The sequence below is a fragment of the Sphingobacterium sp. SGG-5 genome, assembly GCF_011043525.1.
Taxonomy (GTDB): domain Bacteria; phylum Bacteroidota; class Bacteroidia; order Sphingobacteriales; family Sphingobacteriaceae; genus Sphingobacterium.
Window position 1 is genome coordinate 156,818 of record NZ_JAAKGO010000004.1, and the last position, 16,784, is coordinate 173,601.

The 16,784-nt window shown below is 41.4% G+C and carries 18 protein-coding genes; 7 read left to right on the forward strand and 11 right to left on the reverse strand.

Features of this window, described 5'->3' with window-relative positions; all coding sequences use genetic code 11:
- Window positions 1-70 precede the first annotated feature (70 nt).
- The 3 genes from G5B30_RS07170 to G5B30_RS07180 all read left to right on the forward strand — a co-directional run bounded on the left by G5B30_RS07170 (window position 71) and on the right by G5B30_RS07180 (window position 1,969).
- Window positions 71-1,207, forward strand: coding sequence for a PAS domain-containing sensor histidine kinase (locus G5B30_RS07170; RefSeq protein WP_165319296.1), 1,137 nt, complete (start codon window positions 71-73; stop codon window positions 1,205-1,207).
- A gap of 191 nt (window positions 1,208-1,398) precedes the next feature.
- Window positions 1,399-1,611 (forward strand): hypothetical protein, encoded by a 213-nt coding sequence (locus tag G5B30_RS07175; RefSeq protein ID WP_165319297.1) that lies wholly within the window; start codon window positions 1,399-1,401, stop codon window positions 1,609-1,611.
- Between the two features lie 106 nt (window positions 1,612-1,717).
- The gene (locus tag G5B30_RS07180) at window positions 1,718-1,969 is read left to right on the forward strand and encodes a hypothetical protein (protein ID WP_165319298.1); all 252 of its coding nucleotides are present in this window, start codon (window positions 1,718-1,720) and stop codon (window positions 1,967-1,969) included.
- A 75-nt stretch (window positions 1,970-2,044) separates the two neighbouring features.
- On the opposite strand, the gene G5B30_RS07185 is transcribed toward G5B30_RS07180, so the two are convergent.
- The 3 genes from G5B30_RS07185 to G5B30_RS07195 are packed head-to-tail and all read right to left on the reverse strand — an operon-like array spanning window position 2,045 to window position 3,404.
- Window positions 2,045-2,215 (reverse strand): hypothetical protein, encoded by a 171-nt coding sequence (locus G5B30_RS07185; RefSeq protein WP_165319299.1) that lies wholly within the window; start codon window positions 2,213-2,215, stop codon window positions 2,045-2,047.
- A 17-nt stretch (window positions 2,216-2,232) separates the two neighbouring features.
- Window positions 2,233-2,859: a hypothetical protein gene (locus tag G5B30_RS07190; protein ID WP_165319300.1), complete on the reverse strand. Its 627-nt coding sequence runs from the start codon at window positions 2,857-2,859 to the stop codon at window positions 2,233-2,235.
- A gap of 38 nt (window positions 2,860-2,897) precedes the next feature.
- Window positions 2,898-3,404, reverse strand: a complete 507-nt coding sequence (locus tag G5B30_RS07195) for an RNA polymerase sigma factor (RefSeq protein WP_165319301.1) — start codon at window positions 3,402-3,404, stop codon at window positions 2,898-2,900.
- 258 nt (window positions 3,405-3,662) lie between these two features.
- Between G5B30_RS07195 and G5B30_RS07200 the strand changes: the two genes are divergently transcribed.
- Window positions 3,663-4,637 carry a glycosyltransferase family 9 protein gene (locus tag G5B30_RS07200; RefSeq protein WP_165319302.1) on the forward strand — a complete coding sequence of 325 codons (975 nt, stop codon included), beginning with the start codon at window positions 3,663-3,665 and terminating at the stop codon, window positions 4,635-4,637.
- Here the strand turns inward: G5B30_RS07200 and G5B30_RS07205 are convergent.
- From G5B30_RS07205 to G5B30_RS07230, 6 genes are all read right to left on the reverse strand, one after another.
- Window positions 4,614-5,537, reverse strand: coding sequence for a glycosyltransferase family 9 protein (locus G5B30_RS07205; RefSeq protein WP_165319303.1), 924 nt, complete (start codon window positions 5,535-5,537; stop codon window positions 4,614-4,616). The genes G5B30_RS07200 and G5B30_RS07205 overlap by 24 nt on opposite strands.
- A 137-nt stretch (window positions 5,538-5,674) precedes the next feature.
- The gene (locus G5B30_RS07210; protein WP_165319304.1) at window positions 5,675-7,165 is read right to left on the reverse strand and encodes a PfkB family carbohydrate kinase; all 1,491 of its coding nucleotides are present in this window, start codon (window positions 7,163-7,165) and stop codon (window positions 5,675-5,677) included.
- A gap of 5 nt (window positions 7,166-7,170) precedes the next feature.
- Complete coding sequence (locus G5B30_RS07215) at window positions 7,171-7,728, reverse strand: D-glycero-alpha-D-manno-heptose-1,7-bisphosphate 7-phosphatase (protein ID WP_165319305.1); 558 nt, start codon at window positions 7,726-7,728, stop codon at window positions 7,171-7,173.
- Between the two features lie 3 nt (window positions 7,729-7,731).
- Window positions 7,732-9,588, reverse strand: coding sequence for a glycosyltransferase (locus G5B30_RS07220; protein WP_165319306.1), 1,857 nt, complete (start codon window positions 9,586-9,588; stop codon window positions 7,732-7,734).
- Window position 9,589: 1 nt separating this feature from the next.
- Window positions 9,590-10,558: a glycosyltransferase gene (locus G5B30_RS17545; protein WP_317164329.1), complete on the reverse strand. Its 969-nt coding sequence runs from the start codon at window positions 10,556-10,558 to the stop codon at window positions 9,590-9,592.
- 3 nt (window positions 10,559-10,561) lie between these two features.
- On the reverse strand, window positions 10,562-10,906 hold the full coding sequence (locus G5B30_RS07230; protein ID WP_165319307.1) for a hypothetical protein: 345 nt from the start codon (window positions 10,904-10,906) through the stop codon (window positions 10,562-10,564).
- Between the two features lie 122 nt (window positions 10,907-11,028).
- Here G5B30_RS07230 and G5B30_RS07235 point away from each other — a divergent pair, with 122 nt between their 5' ends.
- Entirely contained in the window at window positions 11,029-12,564 is a 1,536-nt protein-coding gene (locus tag G5B30_RS07235) for an MFS transporter (RefSeq protein ID WP_240903134.1), read from the forward strand.
- Window positions 12,565-12,645: 81 nt separating this feature from the next.
- Window positions 12,646-14,121 carry a glycoside hydrolase family 130 protein gene (locus G5B30_RS07240; RefSeq protein ID WP_165319308.1) on the forward strand — a complete coding sequence of 492 codons (1,476 nt, stop codon included), beginning with the start codon at window positions 12,646-12,648 and terminating at the stop codon, window positions 14,119-14,121.
- Here G5B30_RS07240 and G5B30_RS07245 read toward each other — a convergent pair.
- Both G5B30_RS07245 and G5B30_RS07250 read right to left on the reverse strand, forming a co-directional pair.
- A complete protein-coding gene (locus G5B30_RS07245) occupies window positions 14,114-15,202 on the reverse strand; it encodes a hypothetical protein (protein ID WP_165319309.1) in 1,089 nt (362 codons plus the stop codon). The genes G5B30_RS07240 and G5B30_RS07245 overlap by 8 nt on opposite strands.
- On the reverse strand, window positions 15,202-16,389 hold the full coding sequence (locus tag G5B30_RS07250) for a glycosyltransferase family 4 protein (RefSeq protein ID WP_165319310.1): 1,188 nt from the start codon (window positions 16,387-16,389) through the stop codon (window positions 15,202-15,204). The genes G5B30_RS07245 and G5B30_RS07250 overlap by 1 nt, the downstream gene beginning before the upstream one ends.
- 206 nt (window positions 16,390-16,595) lie before the next feature.
- On the opposite strand from G5B30_RS07250, the gene G5B30_RS07255 reads away from it, so the two are divergent.
- Window positions 16,596-16,784 (forward strand): CsbD family protein, encoded by a 189-nt coding sequence (locus G5B30_RS07255; protein WP_165319311.1) that lies wholly within the window; start codon window positions 16,596-16,598, stop codon window positions 16,782-16,784.

Genomic DNA, 16,784 nt, shown 5'->3' on the forward strand with positions numbered 1-16,784 from the left:
GTTGGTTTTTCACTTAAAACAATCTGAATTTTAGTATGTTATATAGTTGTCACTTAAAAAAAGCTTGAAAATGAGCCGAGAAAAATCGTGTCTGTTAGATATCCTCGTGCAATCAAATAGTGCGGTGGCTGTATACGATAGCCCTAATCTTAATATTGCATTTGTTAATAAGGCGATGTTAGCGATATGGGGAAGGACACCCGCTATTATTGGCCATTCTTTCGGTGAAGTCTTTCCTGAATTCACGGAGCAAGGATTTACGGATAAGCTATTACAGGTGTGGTACAGTGGACAAACCTACCGGGCAACGGAGTTTCCGGCTGATATTACAATAGAAGGTCAAACGGAAACCAAATATTTCGACTTTGAATATCAGGCTATATTGGATCAAGACGGGAAAACATATGCTATTTTGCATACCGCTACTGATGTAACGAGCCGCTTTTTTGCTTATGAAATGATACAGGAGCGGGATTTAAAGATATCATTTAATAATGATCTTGAAATGTGGACCTACACATTGTCTCATGACCTTAGAAATCCGCTGAGTATCGCGAAAATGGGCATACAATATTTGCAAGAGGAAGAACAGGTACCAGAAGATAAAAATAAATGGCTGGACATGATTTTGGAAGCTATTGTTAATATTGAAAATATCGTCAATCATACCGTACAACTGAACCAGGCACGGCTTCATGGCTATACGATAGAAAGTATTTCTCTTATCACTGTTATACAGGCGATATGTGAAGAAAGTAAGCTGTTATATGACAATGCACATTGTCGGTTTACTATCGGAGAATTATTGCCTGTTCATGGTGATCGTGGCGTTTTATATCAGATATTTCTGAATGTTATCGGAAATGCAGTGAAATATTCGGCGAAGGAAAGGACACCACATGTCGAAATCTCAAGTGAAAAACAAGAGGGATATTTGATCTATTGGATCAAGGATAATGGAATTGGGATTCCGGAAGCCGATATTTCTTCACTTTTTCAAGCCTGCGGCCGTGCATCCAACACGCAGAACTATAACGGAACAGGTCTGGGGCTTTGTTTAGTAAGGAAAATTATGCAACGTTTAGGTGGAGAGATCCAATTGATGAGTAAGGTAAATGAGGGAACAACCGTCAAGTTGTTATTTCCGATCCATCCGATCACTAAAATTTCTTCTCGGAAGAACAGACGCCGTCCGGTGACACTGTAATACCTTACAACAATCCACTCAAGGCAATCCAATGCCCGACGTAAGAATATACTTGAGATAAACCGTATTATAACGGTGACCTTCTGTTAAATACTCAAAAACACAATATCTTTGAACTATCTATAGCCTTCATTGTTTTCCTATTATATAATTTAAAACAATGAATAGAAGCTAAATTCAAAATTAAAGAGATGAAAAAGATAAGCTTATATATGGCAATAACGGTGTTGTTTGGTATCAGCGCTTGCCAAGGAAACCGAAATAATAATGACAGAGATAGGATGGATTCTCTGGAATCAGAATCACCTTATATGGATGATAATTTGGGAGATACCATAAGTCGAGACAGCCTCGATTCGATTGGCACGCCATTGCCACCTATGCCGGGTGTGCCTATGGATTAAGTTAAAATAAAGTGATAGCGGTTATATGAGGTTATGGTGGTTACGACGGCTAAAGGGCTCCATAACTTTTATAACCTCATAACAACATAACTTAAAATATAACAATATGGAAAATGTAGAGAACAACAAGAAAACGGAAAACTTCAAAGAAGGAGAAATGACAAAAGAAATTGAGAATAAAACTGCGCAAATACCTTCGAAAGTTTTTCTTTGCGCAGCGATTTCCGCAATGGCCGGCGCGGCAGTTCTAAAGTGTATGGGCCATAAGCATACGGCGCTGTTGGTAGGACAATGGGTTTCGCCGTTCTTACTCTTCGGTGTGTATAACAAAATAGTTAAGACACAAGGACATGATTAATAATAATGATGATAATAGGAAGCATATCTTGAGTAAATTCAATGAATTATCTTAAGGTATGCTCCTATCCAATAATCATTCATCATTTTCATGATTATCGACTTTATTAGGATTTGGGGGGAGTGGATTTGTATCTTTTTCCGGACGCTTGCCCGTATTACTCTCCACTTTCGTGTTTGGTTCCGTATTTTTGGGTGGAGTTCCGCTTTCGCCCTTTTTCTCTTTTTCTTTTTTCAAATTTTCCATAATGTTTTTGTCAAGTGTTATTCTTCCCGTTGGCTAAGTCCGTCAATAAGTGCTTTCCATTGTGGAAAGGAGGCTCCCATTTTCGCGCCTAATCCTATGATAAAATTGCGTACTTTGTCCAGATTGGATTCGTTCTCCATATTGATTACTTCATTGCGACCTGCATATTGTAAACATACTGATGTTTCTTTTTGTTTGATGATAATGCTTGATGTTGCTATATTTTTAAAAAAATGAGCAGTATCAGTTCCCTCGTGACTAGGATCAGGGCAAGGGCGAAGCGTAAGTGCTATGCGCTTTAAATCTGCAAAATGTTCTTCTACCACGTCTTCTACTTTCACCCAATCGAATCCGTCGCTACTAGGTAATCCCGGTCCTGGGATATCAATTTTTATGAAGTCATTTTTCTCAACTAATCTATGCGACAGTTGTGTTCCCTGTTCATCGACAATAGAAAATACGGCAGAAACACCTTTCGCGATATGATGCCAGTGATTTACATCCAATAGTTTGAGCCGGGCCTTCATGAAAAAATCATCCGCTTGCAGCGTGGATGTAAAATCCACAGATTGCTTATAATCCAATGTTTTGCCTGTAAATTGTTCAGGGATAATATTTTCATTACGTTCATTTTCTGTTTTCATAGGATTGAATTTATTGATTTAAAAATCGTGGTATACCTTTACCGATATAATGCGAGTTTCTTTTGCAAATTTTTCCGCATAATGTGAATGCGCGATTTAATTGTCCCCTCTGGAACGCCATAAATATGGGATAGCTCTTTATATTTATAACCATTGATATACTGTGTAAACATAGCGCTATACTCATCCGGAAATTGGGTCAGCGCTTTTTTTATATCCTTGAGAATTAATTTGCCCTCAATACTATTTTCTATGAAAGGTTCGCGACACCCTCTATCTTGAAAGACAGACAGTGTCTGGTTTTCATATTTTCTCTGTTGTTGTCGATCACGGTAGTGATTAATATAGATGTTTTTCATGATGACAAATAACCAAGAGATTATTTTAGGATTCTGAAAGAATTGGTCAATGTATTTCAGCGCTCGCAGAAGTGTCTCCTGAACGAGATCCTGGATTTCGTCCGGGTCAGTTGTAAATTTGTAAGCAAGATTTTTTAGGGTAACGCGATACTGGACCAGTTGTAAATTCAATTCTCTATTTTCCATGTTGTTGAGGTGTTTTGATGCTCTGATGTTAGGCAAAAACAATGCAGGTCTTTTCAATCCGCTGATTTTTAGGTGTTCTCCGGATGAAATAGGTTATATATACTTGATAGAAAATAGATTATAGACAGTCTCATGTGGTTTGTACTTGGAAAGCACCATAAAATACGGTTTTCACCGGCTACATTTGAATAGGCCGTCTTGGGGCTGAACAAATTATTTATCACCGTGTTAGAAGGTTGACGTCAATGAAAATCAATCATGAAAATAGCAGTTTTTAGAGCTCTTCAGTTAGGCGATTTATTGTGTGCTATGCCAGCGATACGTGCATTAAAAAGAAATTTCCCCCATGCCAGAATTTACCTTATTGGCCTCTTCCATATGGAGCCGCTGATTTCAAGATTCTCCTTTATAGACGGTTTAATTCCTTTTCCTGGCTATCCGGGGCTTCCGGAGCAAGCAGCGGAGCTGGAGGAAGTGGAGGTATTTATAGCCAAAATGTGTGAAATGCGGTTTGATATACTTTTTCAGATGCATGGCAATGGAACAATAGTGAATGACCTTTTGCAACGCTGCGAAGCAAGACGGCTAGTGGGATTCTGTCCTCAAGAGCTTTCAGCAGGTCAGGATTGGTTGGTTTATCCCGATGGCATACACGAAATATATCGACACTTAAAACTGTTGTCTTATTTAGGGCTTGAGGTATCCCCGGAAGATGCTGTATTGGAATTTCCGCTCGATGAAGCTGATCGCCTGCGCTTCCAAATATGGAAAAATGGGCTTATAAGGAAGCGCTATGCTATTATACACGTGGGGAGCCGTAGTAGCGAAAGGCAATGGCCTATCGAAAAATTTGCGGTTTTGGCGCAGCATTTGAAAAATAAAGGACTTCAGCTGGTGCTAACGGGCACGCTAGACGAAATGGATCGTGTCCGACAGCTCGAAGCTATACTCGGGGACCATGCATTGAATGTGGCCGGCCAAACTGATTTGGGACAGTTGGGGTGCTTGGTCGATGAGGCGGAAATTTTGGTAAGTAACTGTACGGGTATATCTCATATTGCGGCAGCTTTGGCTACAAAGAGCATTATCATTAGCCTTGATGGTGAGCCGGAAAGATGGGGTCCGTTGAATACTGACCTTCATTATACCTATAATGGAAGAAATCGTATTGATTTGGTGGACGTCCTGTCCGATATGGAGCATTTGCTGCTACAAACTCACCAAGCAATTTAATATCTCCGTTGCCGAAGGAATAGTATGAGTCTCTTCCGGCGAAAGCTTGTCCACATATTTAATAATCTGATTTTTGCTCTTGTGCATTTCGGGAATATCAAATACAATTTGCGTACTACGTGGTGACCAAGGGATGTGTTGTGGATTGGTGTTGGCATATAACACTACTGTAGGACGACTATAGGCGCATGCCATATGGACTATCCCGGTATTTACACTAATGACCGCTTTTGCCCGTTCGATGAGACAAAGCACGTCATCCAGGGTTGTTTTTCCAATCAGGTTGATGAATCTCGGATCGCTAATGCCTTGGATACAGTCTTGCAGATAATCACTCTCATATTGTCCGGTGAAAATGATCCATTCTCCTTTGTTCAATAAACTTCGAAGTAGTTCGTTGGCATGCTGGCTTGGAAACTGACGCTTTGGTTCGGAAACTTCCATATTAACGATAATATAACTAGCTGGAAGTGCCCAGTCTTCAAGGGAAGGTGTTGCATCGGGATAAATATCGCGATAAAGCCGAAGTTGGGGTAGCCTACGGAGGTCCGGATCAATATCGAGCATCTGTAAGAGCATCAGATCTCTTTTTATCTGATGATTGATTTGAGATAATGGTTCAGGATCTGGAAACCAATGCGTAAGCAGTTGATACGGATTTTCGCGACTATAAGCTGTACGCAAGGGAATTTCAGCAAGGTAAGTTAATAACGCCGTCGCTAGAATATTTTGACTATAAACACTAAAAATTATACATCCATCAAATTGATAGGTACGTAATTTTTCGACAAGATGCAAAATTTTAGCCGGTTGATCCGTATGCTCTAATTTCATCCATGGTGTGTCAAAAATAATATGACTGTCAACGGTACCGAGATAAGGAACAATGGGGGTTGCCACGCTGGAAGTGAGTAAAGTTACCTTACAAGAGGGTAACTTTTCTCGAATTTCCATGAATGCGGCATTATTCATAATAAGGTCGCCCATATTATCTAAGCGTATGACCAATAAATTCTTACAGTCTTTCCACGCTTTCATCAGCTTATTTTCTTTAACACCACTCTATCGTTGGTTTGAACCCGTTCGATAATCTTTGTGGTAGACTGATGCGGAATATAGGGTAGAAACACCACCTCGACCTCTAAGGCATCCAATACATCTTTTTCCGGAAGTACATGATCTTTGTAATCTTCGCCCTTTACAAATACGGAAGGCTTTAAGGCTTGGATGAGCTCTGCTGGAGTATCGTTTTCCGCTGCGCCGAATGGAATTACATAATCGACAGATTGCAGACCTTTCAATACTTCAATACGATCGGTCAGGCGGTTTATGGGACGATGTGCACCTTTAAGACGATGTACACTTTCGTCGGTGTTAACACCTACAATAAGTATATCCCCTAGTTCCCGAGCTTGTCGTAAGTAATGGGCATGCCCAGAATGGAAGATGTCAAAGCATCCGTTTGTAAAAACTATCTTCTTATTTTGTATATGTAATGTGTCTGCCAGGCATCTCGCTGTATCCACATGTGTTAACACTTTGTCTTCTTTAGCAATAAGGCTAAATTTCAGTTCTGGTTCAGTACATGTTGCAGTAGTCTCTTTTTGTATACTGGTAGTGGCTGCCGCACATGCTATTTTTGCCATATCAAAATCTGACGCTCCAGCAAGGTGAGCCAAAAGAAAAGCAGCCAGAAAGGTGTCTCCGGCACCGGATACATTTCGAACCGGTACTTCATCCACTTTAAAGTGCAGCGCGGTTGTATGGCGTCTGCTTAATATAACACCGTCCTTATCCAAGCTCAGCGCGATAATCTGTGCGTGGGAAAGATCCCATATTTTATTACTCCAATGCATGGCTTGTGTTACCCTGTCCGCAGCAGGTTGCTCACCCACAAGATGAAGCGCTTCTTCATAGTTGGGTTTGATTATCGTAGGTGACAATGACTTATATTTTTCATAATTTTTGCTATCGACGGCCAATACTTTATCGTCTTTTTCTTTCAGCTTTTGTAATAGATCAATGATCTGATGTGTGATGGTGCCCTTGCCATAATCCGATATAAAAACAGCATCACATCCAGTATAAGCCTTTTCAACATCTTTAAGTAAGGCATTATTTGTACGCTCGTCGAACCGGATCTTATTGCCGACGTCCAGACGGTAAAGCAATTGGCCATCTTTACAAAGTCTTGTTTTTGTGAGTGTGGCACTTTTTTCGGTGAAATGGATGTATAAAGAATGAATGCCGTGTGCTTGGAGAAGCTCTAAAGCCGTTTTGGCTGACTCATCCTGGCCGAGTACAGTGATGTAGCATACCTGAGCACCCAAATTATGTAAATTGAGCGCTACATTTGCTGATCCACCCAAACAGGAGGTTTGTCCCTTGATATCCAATACGGGTATACTCGATTCCGGTGCAAGCCGTGTGCAGGTACTATCCAGATATTTATCTAATATAAAGTCACCGATGACGAGTATTTTCTTGTTTTTGAACTGGTCTACAAGGTTTATTGTCTGTGTGTTCATAGCGTTTAATTTTTGTCATTTATAATTGTACTCCATACGTCGAAAAAATCTCCACATACGTAGTCTGGGCGATGAGCATATATGGTGCTCTCGACCTCTGTCCGATAGTGTTGGTCTCTATCCAGCAGTATGGTTTTGCATCCAGCGGCATTTCCGGCGGCAACGTCGGCCATGATATCGCCGATCATCCAGGAGTTGGATAAATCAATTGCATGTTCCTGTGCCGCTTGCATAAGTAAACCCGGTTGTGGTTTCCGGCACGTGCATTCCGGTTCCTTTAGTCCCTCAGCATGTGGACAATAATAATAGTCTATTATCGGAATAGCATGACCGCCTAGATATGTAGTCAGGAAATCAAAAGCCCTTATCAGCTCCGATTCGATAAAATATCCTTTAGATATACCAGATTGGTTGCTGATTACGATCAATTTATAGCCTGCCTGACATAATTGTTGCAGTGGGCGAAATATATCCGGATAGAACTTAATCTTTTCGATGGCCACATTATAGGGAACATCTTTTACTAACGTACCATCTTTGTCTAAAAAGACCGCTTTATACATAGTTTATGCGATGAGTTTACTTATTTTTTTGTCTTGTTTCGCCGGAACCATTTCCTCCATTTGGTTTTCCACGAGCCAGCAAAGCTGATGGATAATATGGAGATGAACTTCTTGGATACGTCCGGTGTCTTCAGAAGGGACAACGATATTGATGTCCGCATATTGTGCTGCTTTTCCGCCATCCTTGCCTAAGAGGTTGACGGTAACCATACCCTTATCGTTTGCCTCTTTCAACGCATGAATAATATTGGGTGAGTTGCCGCTTGTGCTTAGACAGATCAACATATCACCGGAGTTGCCCAATGATTGGACCTGACGTTGGAAGACGTGGTCGTAACCGAAGTCATTGGCCCACGCTGTTAAGACTGCATTGTCGGTATTGAGTGACATGACCGCATACCCCGCTCTTTTGGGGATTTCGAATCGTCCCACCAACTCCGCGACAAAATGTTGGCTTTCCGCAGCGCTTCCTCCGTTTCCACATATTAAAATCTTACGGTCGGTCGCTAATACCTGACACATTTCCTCTGCAACAGTAGCAATTTGCTGCGGCAAGACCTCGGCAGCTTTGATGAATGTCTGTGACGCCTGATGAAAATACTCTTTCAGGTGTTGGAGTTTCTTTTTATCCCGACATACTGGAATGATCTTTTCGTACAACTCGCCGATCTGTTCACTAACAGTTTTCCAGGTAAATGTATTACGAACATATTCGATAGCCTGTTTACTCATAGTTTTCAGCTGATTTTTGTTCGTCAGCAGCGATAACATTTCCTTTGCCAATAATTCCGGACGTTTGGGTGGCACCAGTTTGCCGGTTTCATTTTTTCGAACAGTGAATGCGATTCCGCCTACATCTGATCCAATGACCGGCGTGCCGCAGGCCATGGCCTCCAAGGGTGTAATTCCAAAGGGTTCATACCAGGGTGTAGTAATGAAGATATCCGATGCGCTGTAATAATATTTAAGAATTTCGCGTTCTTTATTTCCGGTGAACATCACCTGTTGTTCTACACCCTTTTCACGGCAGAGGTTTTGCAGACGTTCCATTTCTGTATCAATTGGCTTTTCTTCTGCATTGCCACCGACGATAAGCAATCTTAACAGCGGCATATCCTGATGAATATGAGCGAAGGCCTCTATGACATTATCAATACCCTTGCGGGGGACAATTCTACCCAACTGCAACACATATTGGTAGTGGGGAGCCAGGCCGAGTGTTTCTTTCGCTTCATCCTTTGGTATAGGATAAAAATCTGATGGATTGAATCCACAAGGGATGATTTCAAGTTTTTCCTGTGGGGCATAGTAGAGCTCCATCAGGTCTTTCATATCGTTCGGGCATTCTGCAATTATTTTTTCCGCATGCCAGATAATTTCCTGCTCGATTTGCTCACGCTGTTTTGGAAATTTGTCGGCCTCACCTTGGTGTATTCTGCGCACAGCACCTAGGGCATGGAAGGTAATCACGAAAGGGATATTCAACTGTCTCTTTATATCCATCGCTACCATTCCCGACAGCCAAAAGTGCGCGTGCACAAGGTCGTAATCAAGTTGTTCTTCATCTATAAAATTAATCATCTGTTCGCTGAACTCGGTCATGTAGATAAAGAGCTCTTCCTTGGGTATAGGTGTTGGCGGTCCGGCGGTAATGTGGATAACGCGAACTCCGGGGGCGAAATCTACCACTTCGGCTATTTCGGTCTGTTCTCTTCGGGTGTATATATCAACAAAATATCCCATAGTGGCCAAACTTCGGGCAACCTCGGCCACATATACATTCTGTCCACCGCTGTCTACACCACCTAAAGTAGAAAGGGGAGAAGCATGGTCACTGATAAAGGCAATTTTCTTTCTCATGTTATTGTTCTTTTATAGCACTGTTAATTTTTTCGATGAATAATTGACGCCATTCTGTTGTAAACCTTTCGATAGCAAAGAGTTCTTTAGCTCGTTGACTCGCCGCATAGCTAATATCATAGGCCACGGACGGTACATCCAGTAACAGGCTCATCTTATCTATTAAATAATTTATGTCATTATGCACGAATCCGGATGCTTCATTTTTTATCACGGTAGGTAGTTCTGTACACGCCAGACCCACAACCGGCATTCCAATCATCATAGCTTCACATACCGAAAGACCTAAGCTCGTATATCGTATCGGGTTAAAGAAAAAACGATATTGACTCATGAAGGCGGGCAGCTGAGGATGGAGAACTTCACCTATACCATAATCTTCGGATCCCATGCCCACCAGATCCAACGGTATGACCTCGCGCACTTTATTGAAAATATCTAATCCCAACATCCTTCCTCTTGAGGGCAAGTTATTAATGACGACGATCCCTTTTTTTATCGTACCATGATAGGTAACAGGGCCTACTGTCACACCGTGACAGATAACGCGTATATCTGGGAGATCAGCCTTCCACATCAGGCGATTATAGTGCGTTACATGAACCAGCGTGATATTTTTATCCTTTATTGGATGTACCTCATCAGTAGGATGTCCCCATGGAGGATCATGTTCGATATAGATCTTGGGCAGGGTACGCTGGCTTTCCGATAGTAATTCATGTTGATCGATAAGATAATTTTCGTCGGCCTGAAAAAGAATAAGATCAAATTCAATACCTTTTATTTCATGCGCCGGAATTTCAATAACGTTGTTTCCAAATGGGAAAGTTGTTCCTCGGCCAGCATAACGGTCAGAGCGCTGCTCGTTGTATGGCACGTAAATAATATAATCGCCTAGTGAAAGATAATAAAGATACGAACCATGAATATTCCAGGTAAGAATCCGAGGCCTTTGATGTTCAGCTATCACAATTTACTCCTCCTCTCCATAACCCGTATCTATTTCCGGATCTCTGTCGGGGTTAATTTCCTCGATATCCGGTTCCGGTCTTTCAATTTCGTCAATTTCGGGAGACTCCATAGGCTCGTTTTCTTCGATTTCATCGATGTCAGTCTCTTCATCTCTTTCCAACGGATAGACATCTGGTTGCTCAGGAGGTAAATTCTCTATAGGCTCCTGACCAGCAGATTCTTCGGTCGGTTGTGAAGAATAGGGGATATCATCGTCTTCTCCTGGCATGCCTGGATTATTTTGGACCAATGAAATAGCTACCACCAGACCTAGTCTCTTCGTAGCATTGTTCGTTTCTCTTCTCATTTTCTTGTGTTTTAAATTGTGTACAGTATGAACATTGACTTTTAGGTTTTGGTTGTTCGTTAAATACCTGAAAAGAAAAAGATAAATACGATGGGTTGTCTTTTTTATACCGAAATAAAAGGATGGCGAACGAACATTGTACCTTAAGTGTTCATGAAGGTGAAATAAATACATTCATGCTGGCACCAGAAACGCATTTACATAAAGAACAGGTAGATAAAGGATTAAAGATGGTCATTATAGATGGTTTGGCCTCCGAAGTGGTGGTTTGCCTTACCAGCGGTGTTTTCTTGGTAGCTGTTGCCTTACTTTTAGGCGCTTCAAACTTTCAGATTGGGTTACTGGCAGCCTTTCCCACATTAACAAATCTGGCGCAGCTTTTATCGATTATATGGATGCGGTATTATCCTAACCGCAGATTAATAACCGTTTCTTCTGTTTTTTTGGCTCGTCTTCCATTAATTATTGTAGCTATTATGCTCTACCTTCCTGACAAATCGAGTATTTACCTGCTGATGCTTTGTATGTTTGTTCATTATTTCTTTAGTTCTGTGGGTGGGGCAGGATGGAATTCATGGATTAAAGACTTAGTACCTGAAGATCAGTTAGGTTCTTACTTTTCAAAAAGAAGTAGATATATGCAGATTGTCAATATTATTCTCAGTTTGTTTGTCGCTGTATTAGCCGATTACGTTCAAGCAAACATGCCTGACAATATGTTTGCATTGTATGCTTTTTATTTTGCTACTGCCGGTCTTATTGGTTTAATAGGGACTTTTTTCCTATCCCGCGCTCCAGAACCTTATTCTTCTATGAGCGAAGGGAATTTATTACAGTTGTTGGTCTTACCACTTAAAAACGTCAATTTTCGCCGATTGTTAATTTTTAATGCCGCATGGACCTTCTCCATTAATCTAGCGATCCCTTTTTTTATCGTTTTTATGTTAAAGAGTCTCGGTTTGTCTATGACGGTTGTCATCTTTCTGACCGTTGTGTCTCAATTATTCAGCGTACTTACCTTGTATCAATGGGGAAGGTTGTCGGATCGCTACAGCAACAAAAGTATTATTATGCTTTCAGCTCCAATCTATATCGTCTGTATCTTACTGTGGATTTTTGTAGGAATATATTCGAGAAACATACTTAATCTCGGGCTCCTTTTTATCATTCACGTATTTACCGGTATATCCACGGCGGGAATTAACTTAGCGCTAACCAATATCGGGCTTAAATTAGCCCCCAAACAGGATGCTGTTGTTTTTATCTCCATGAAAAATATTGTTTCTTCTTTATTTGCAGCCTTAGGGCCTATCATCGGAGGTATATTGGTCGATATATTCGACGAGCGGGAACTTCGTATTACGATTGAGTGGATATCCCCCGAACTTCAGTCCGCAGGAAAGTTGCTTTATCTCCATGAATGGAATTTTCTGTTCCTTTTTGCTTCGTTGATGGCATTTATTTCCATGCGTCTTTTGGGGCGGGTAAAGGAAAATGGCGAGGTAGGGCATATGCTGGTTAAACGTATTATGAAAACACGTTTTAAAAGTGGCATGAAAGAAGCACTCATCATCGGCAATATTATAACCTGGCATAATCAGATCAAAGCCATTATCCAACGCAGATACAAGACGGCTACGCCGGAAGAATCATCATAACAGTATCGATAAGGACATATTAGAAAGAAAAGAAGCAAACAAAATTTGTTCGAATATCGTTATTAAAGAAAGTATCCTTATATGAGTTTACATGTTAATCGTAAAAATGTGTTCTTTAAACCTGACTCCAAGCGTGTACTGGCGCGCTATTTTAATCTGGGATTATCCCGCACGATACGGGTTGTTAACCGGATTTTAGCTATGGATAAACAGCAGAAACAAGAGACGCTCAATCAATTACTACGCAATTTTTCAAAGCGCCATCGAAGCATCATCGATATCTGGAAAAGAAACTATAAACGTGCGGTAGAACAAGTGCCTGAAGCACAGTTAAAAGACTGGGTTTTCTCTGCGCACGATAAGCTCTTGATAGGTGCATATTTTACGATGGAATATTCTGTGGAAGCCGCTGCCTTTTTTAATCCTTCGGTTGTCGAAGCACCGGATCAAACGCAGCTCAAAGATGGGGAGAAACGTATCATTCTCAGCTTTCGGGCTACGGGAGAAGGGCATGTTTCCTCAATCGTATTCCGCTCGGCTATTATTGATAAGCACCTGAATATACAATTGGATGAGGTCGGAAAGCTATTAGAAAAACCAGAGCAATTTAAAAGTCATGCTTATCAGAAGGCCGATTTTATCGAAAAGCTATTGCAGATACACGATCCGGAAGAAGACATGTTGGCTCTTATTAATGCGAAGTTTACCGAGACCTTTACCTATGAAGAACTCCGGCGTTTTGTATCGGAGATACAGGTGGAAAATGACTTGGATCTTGAAGGGTTGACCCTGATGAAACATATCATGTGGCTTGCATCGTCGCATTACGAAATGACCTATTCCCTGGATACATCGATATCCGAGCGCGTCATATTTCCTTTAGCTGCGACGGAAAAAAACGGTATAGAAGATGCTCGTTTCGTCAAGTTTACCAATGAAAAAGGGAAAACCACATATTATGCCACCTATACTGCATACGACGGACTTACAATCCTGCCCAAGCTTTTATCCACAAAGGATTTTGTACATTTTAAAGTACAGCCTATCAACGGCAAGATTGCCAATAAAGGACCTGCTCTTTTTCCGCGCAAGATACATGGAAAATATGCGATGTTATGTCGGATAGATGGTGAGAATAATTATATCGCATTTTCAGAAGATATTATCAATTGGCATCAGGATGTAACTCTGCTTAAAGAGCCGGAATTTCCATGGGAGTTTGTACAACAGGGCAATTGTGGTTCACCGATCGAGACACCAAAAGGCTGGATCGTCCTGACACATAGTGTTGGCCCTATGCGGGAGTATACTATAGGTGCGATCCTGTTGGATCTTGATGATCCCACTAAGGTCATTGGAAAACTCAATAAACCACTCCTTTATCCGAATGCGGAGGAGCGAGAAGGATATGTACCTAACGTGGTCTATTCTTGTGGGCAGATGCTGCACAATGGCCATTTAATTATTCCCTATGCGATGTCAGATCATGCTTCTACCTATGCAACTATTCCTTTAGATGATTTGTTGGAAGTGTTGATGACCAATAAGATCAGTTAAAAGAGCTGCACATATATATGTAGGCCAACCAGAAGCTCATCGTACTTTCTGCCCCTTGATTCATGTTCACACCATGACTATCCAGACCGTCGTGGCAACCCCCGGTTCCTTTATCGTAAACTGATAAGCCAAGTATATTTTTTCCGAAGAACCAGGCAAAGGAGTCAAGCATACGCTGGCTGTACCCGGCCTCCTGTGTCATACGGCATAGCTGCTTATAAAGCAGGATAATGGAGGGGATCTCCACAGCTTGTTGGCCAAACGTACTGCGAATACCATCATGGAAATACCATTCTTTGTTTCCTATAGTAGAAAGATAATCGTTTTCAAAGAGCAATGAATCTAAGAATCCTGCACTTTGTAGCCCGATCTTCAACATAGCGTCATCTTCTAATAACTGCGCGGAACGGAGTAAACTAAGTGGTATGACCGCGTTGTCATAGGTTATAATCTTTTCGTACCAATACCATTTTCCATAGGAGTTTTGGCGATATTCATCGACTAAATAATAGGATAATGATTTTATAGCCCCCCAGACTTCCTTGTCTTGAGGATGGCGTTGGTCATAATGAAGCAAGCCTAATAAACTGTAGGCTACTGCACGTGGCGACCTCAATTGTGTGATATGGGGCAATGCTTTAATAAACAGTTCCCGGCTGAGTGGAATGAAATCGTTTAACGTTGTGATTCGGAGTAATGTGCCAAGCGCCCAGATTGTACGGCCAAAGCTATCTTCGGTACCTTCCTCATCCAAAAATTGATGATCGAATGATAAAAAATTTCTAAACTTTCCATCTTCTGCCTGCATATAGTTGATGTAGGCCAGATAAGTACTCATCAGATTCTTTATTTCGTTCGATGGCCACAGCTCGTATATCATTGACGTCAACATCAATGCACGTGCATTATCATCCAGACAGTAGCCATGATGATAGTTTGGTGTTGCATATCGGGCGTGTTGCATAATTCCGACGTTGTTTGTAAGCCGTTGGATATGCGAAAGATTCATATCCGGTAAGCCGGGGATATGAACTTTTAGTGTGGGTATATCGAAGAAGGGTGTAGCTGCTGATCTTGCCATTAAGACGATAGCTTATTTTGCCCGGACTTCAACGCTAAAGGAAGAGGACGCCCTACTGCCGAAATAAAGATAGGGGGTGATAAGAGCTCATGAATAAGGTTGAGCTGCATCTTGCCTACATTTGTCCAACTCATGTGTCGACCATAGCTTGCCGCATTCCGGCGGTATTTCGCTAATAGAATCGGGTTCGTTAAAAGCTGATTGATCAATGTCGATAGGGCCGCGGTATCTTTAAAGTCGAACAATAATCCCCGATCTTCATCCAATAAATCCTTGGCATACCAGTAAGGTGTAGAAAGCACTGCCGCACCGGCACCGATAGCGAAGGAAAGTGTTCCGCTGCTGATCTGATTTTCGTGTGGATAGGGCGTTACATAGATGTCGCAGGCACTTAAGTACTGTACTAACAGATCTTCCGAGGCAAATTCATTAATAAATAAAATTTTGTTGGCTATTCCCAAGTCTTCGGCTTTTTCCTGCAAGGACCGTCGGTAGGCTTCACCTTCTTTTCGAAGAATATTAGGATGTGTAGAGCCTAAGATAATATACACAAAATCGGGACACTCCACGGTTGAGACAGCGTCGATAGCCGTTTCAAGACCTTTGTTTGGGCCTAAGAAACCAAAACTTAACATCACTTTTTTGTTTTCCAATCCTAAGCTTTTCTTGGCGTCTGTCTGTTTATAACTAAATTGCGGAACACCATGTGGTATGAGTGCAATTTTTGTTCGGTCTATATGATAAATATGGTTAAGCATTTCCACGGCGCGCTTCGTCATGACAGTTACCTTATCACTATACTGGGCAAGTTGTCTTAACACCTTTCTTTCCTCGGGATTAGGTTCCGATAATACCGTATGTAGATTGCTTATGACCGGAATGGTCAGCGATTGCGCAAGGTCAACAATGTAGTTTCCGGCATCGCCGCCAAATATCCCATATTCGTGTTGGATAATACAGACATCAAAAGTGTTGATAAGCGTGGCAGCTCGTCGGTATGATTCTTTTTTATCCTTTTCGATGACAATGGAAACTTCCGTCGGGAAGTAGGACTCACTACCATCCGATAGGGCAACAATAGTCGGTTTCTCCTCGGAAGAATGTGCAAGAGATTTGTAAAGATCGGAAGTGAAGGTAGCAATACCGCACTGTCTGGGTGGGTATGTGCCTATAATGGCGATTTTCATGTTTTTTATTTATGCGTGAATGTTAAAGATTACAAGATAATAACAACAGATAGGAGGATATGGTTGTAACATGACTTCGTAAAATCCAAAATTCAGTACTAATCCGCTATCCCACGTGATAAATACCTGAATTTATAGCTTGCAGTCAACTAAGCATCAAGCATTTTGTTATTAAGGAAACGAACATTTAAATAAAGGAGAATATTATGAACAAATTAACATGGAAAGGCCGTTGGAACGAGCTTAAAGGAAAAGTAAAACAACAATATGCTGACTTTACTGACGATGATCTTTTGTACGAAGAAGGAAAAGAAGACGAATTATTAGGTCGTATACAAAAAACCACCGGAAAGACCAGAGAAGAAGTCGAGGCGTGGCTGGATCGCATGGAATAA

Coding starts and splice junctions, on each gene's coding strand:
- G5B30_RS07230 (WP_165319307.1), bottom strand. CDS start 10,906: ATGAGAAGAGAAACGAACAATGCTACGAAGAGACTAGGTCTGGTGGTA.
- G5B30_RS07175 (WP_165319297.1), top strand. CDS start 1,399: ATGAAAAAGATAAGCTTATATATGGCAATAACGGTGTTGTTTGGTATC.
- G5B30_RS07180 (WP_165319298.1), top strand. CDS start 1,718: ATGGAAAATGTAGAGAACAACAAGAAAACGGAAAACTTCAAAGAAGGA.
- G5B30_RS07195 (WP_165319301.1), bottom strand. CDS start 3,404: ATGGAAAATAGAGAATTGAATTTACAACTGGTCCAGTATCGCGTTACC.
- G5B30_RS07210 (WP_165319304.1), bottom strand. CDS start 7,165: ATGAACACACAGACAATAAACCTTGTAGACCAGTTCAAAAACAAGAAA.
- G5B30_RS07255 (WP_165319311.1), top strand. CDS start 16,596: ATGAACAAATTAACATGGAAAGGCCGTTGGAACGAGCTTAAAGGAAAA.
- G5B30_RS07250 (WP_165319310.1), bottom strand. CDS start 16,389: ATGAAAATCGCCATTATAGGCACATACCCACCCAGACAGTGCGGTATT.
- G5B30_RS07170 (WP_165319296.1), top strand. CDS start 71: ATGAGCCGAGAAAAATCGTGTCTGTTAGATATCCTCGTGCAATCAAAT.
- G5B30_RS07240 (WP_165319308.1), top strand. CDS start 12,646: ATGAGTTTACATGTTAATCGTAAAAATGTGTTCTTTAAACCTGACTCC.
- G5B30_RS07185 (WP_165319299.1), bottom strand. CDS start 2,215: ATGGAAAATTTGAAAAAAGAAAAAGAGAAAAAGGGCGAAAGCGGAACT.
- G5B30_RS07200 (WP_165319302.1), top strand. CDS start 3,663: ATGAAAATAGCAGTTTTTAGAGCTCTTCAGTTAGGCGATTTATTGTGT.
- G5B30_RS07215 (WP_165319305.1), bottom strand. CDS start 7,728: ATGTATAAAGCGGTCTTTTTAGACAAAGATGGTACGTTAGTAAAAGAT.
- G5B30_RS07190 (WP_165319300.1), bottom strand. CDS start 2,859: ATGAAAACAGAAAATGAACGTAATGAAAATATTATCCCTGAACAATTT.
- G5B30_RS07235 (WP_240903134.1), top strand. CDS start 11,029: ATGGCGAACGAACATTGTACCTTAAGTGTTCATGAAGGTGAAATAAAT.
- G5B30_RS07245 (WP_165319309.1), bottom strand. CDS start 15,202: ATGGCAAGATCAGCAGCTACACCCTTCTTCGATATACCCACACTAAAA.
- G5B30_RS07220 (WP_165319306.1), bottom strand. CDS start 9,588: ATGAGAAAGAAAATTGCCTTTATCAGTGACCATGCTTCTCCCCTTTCT.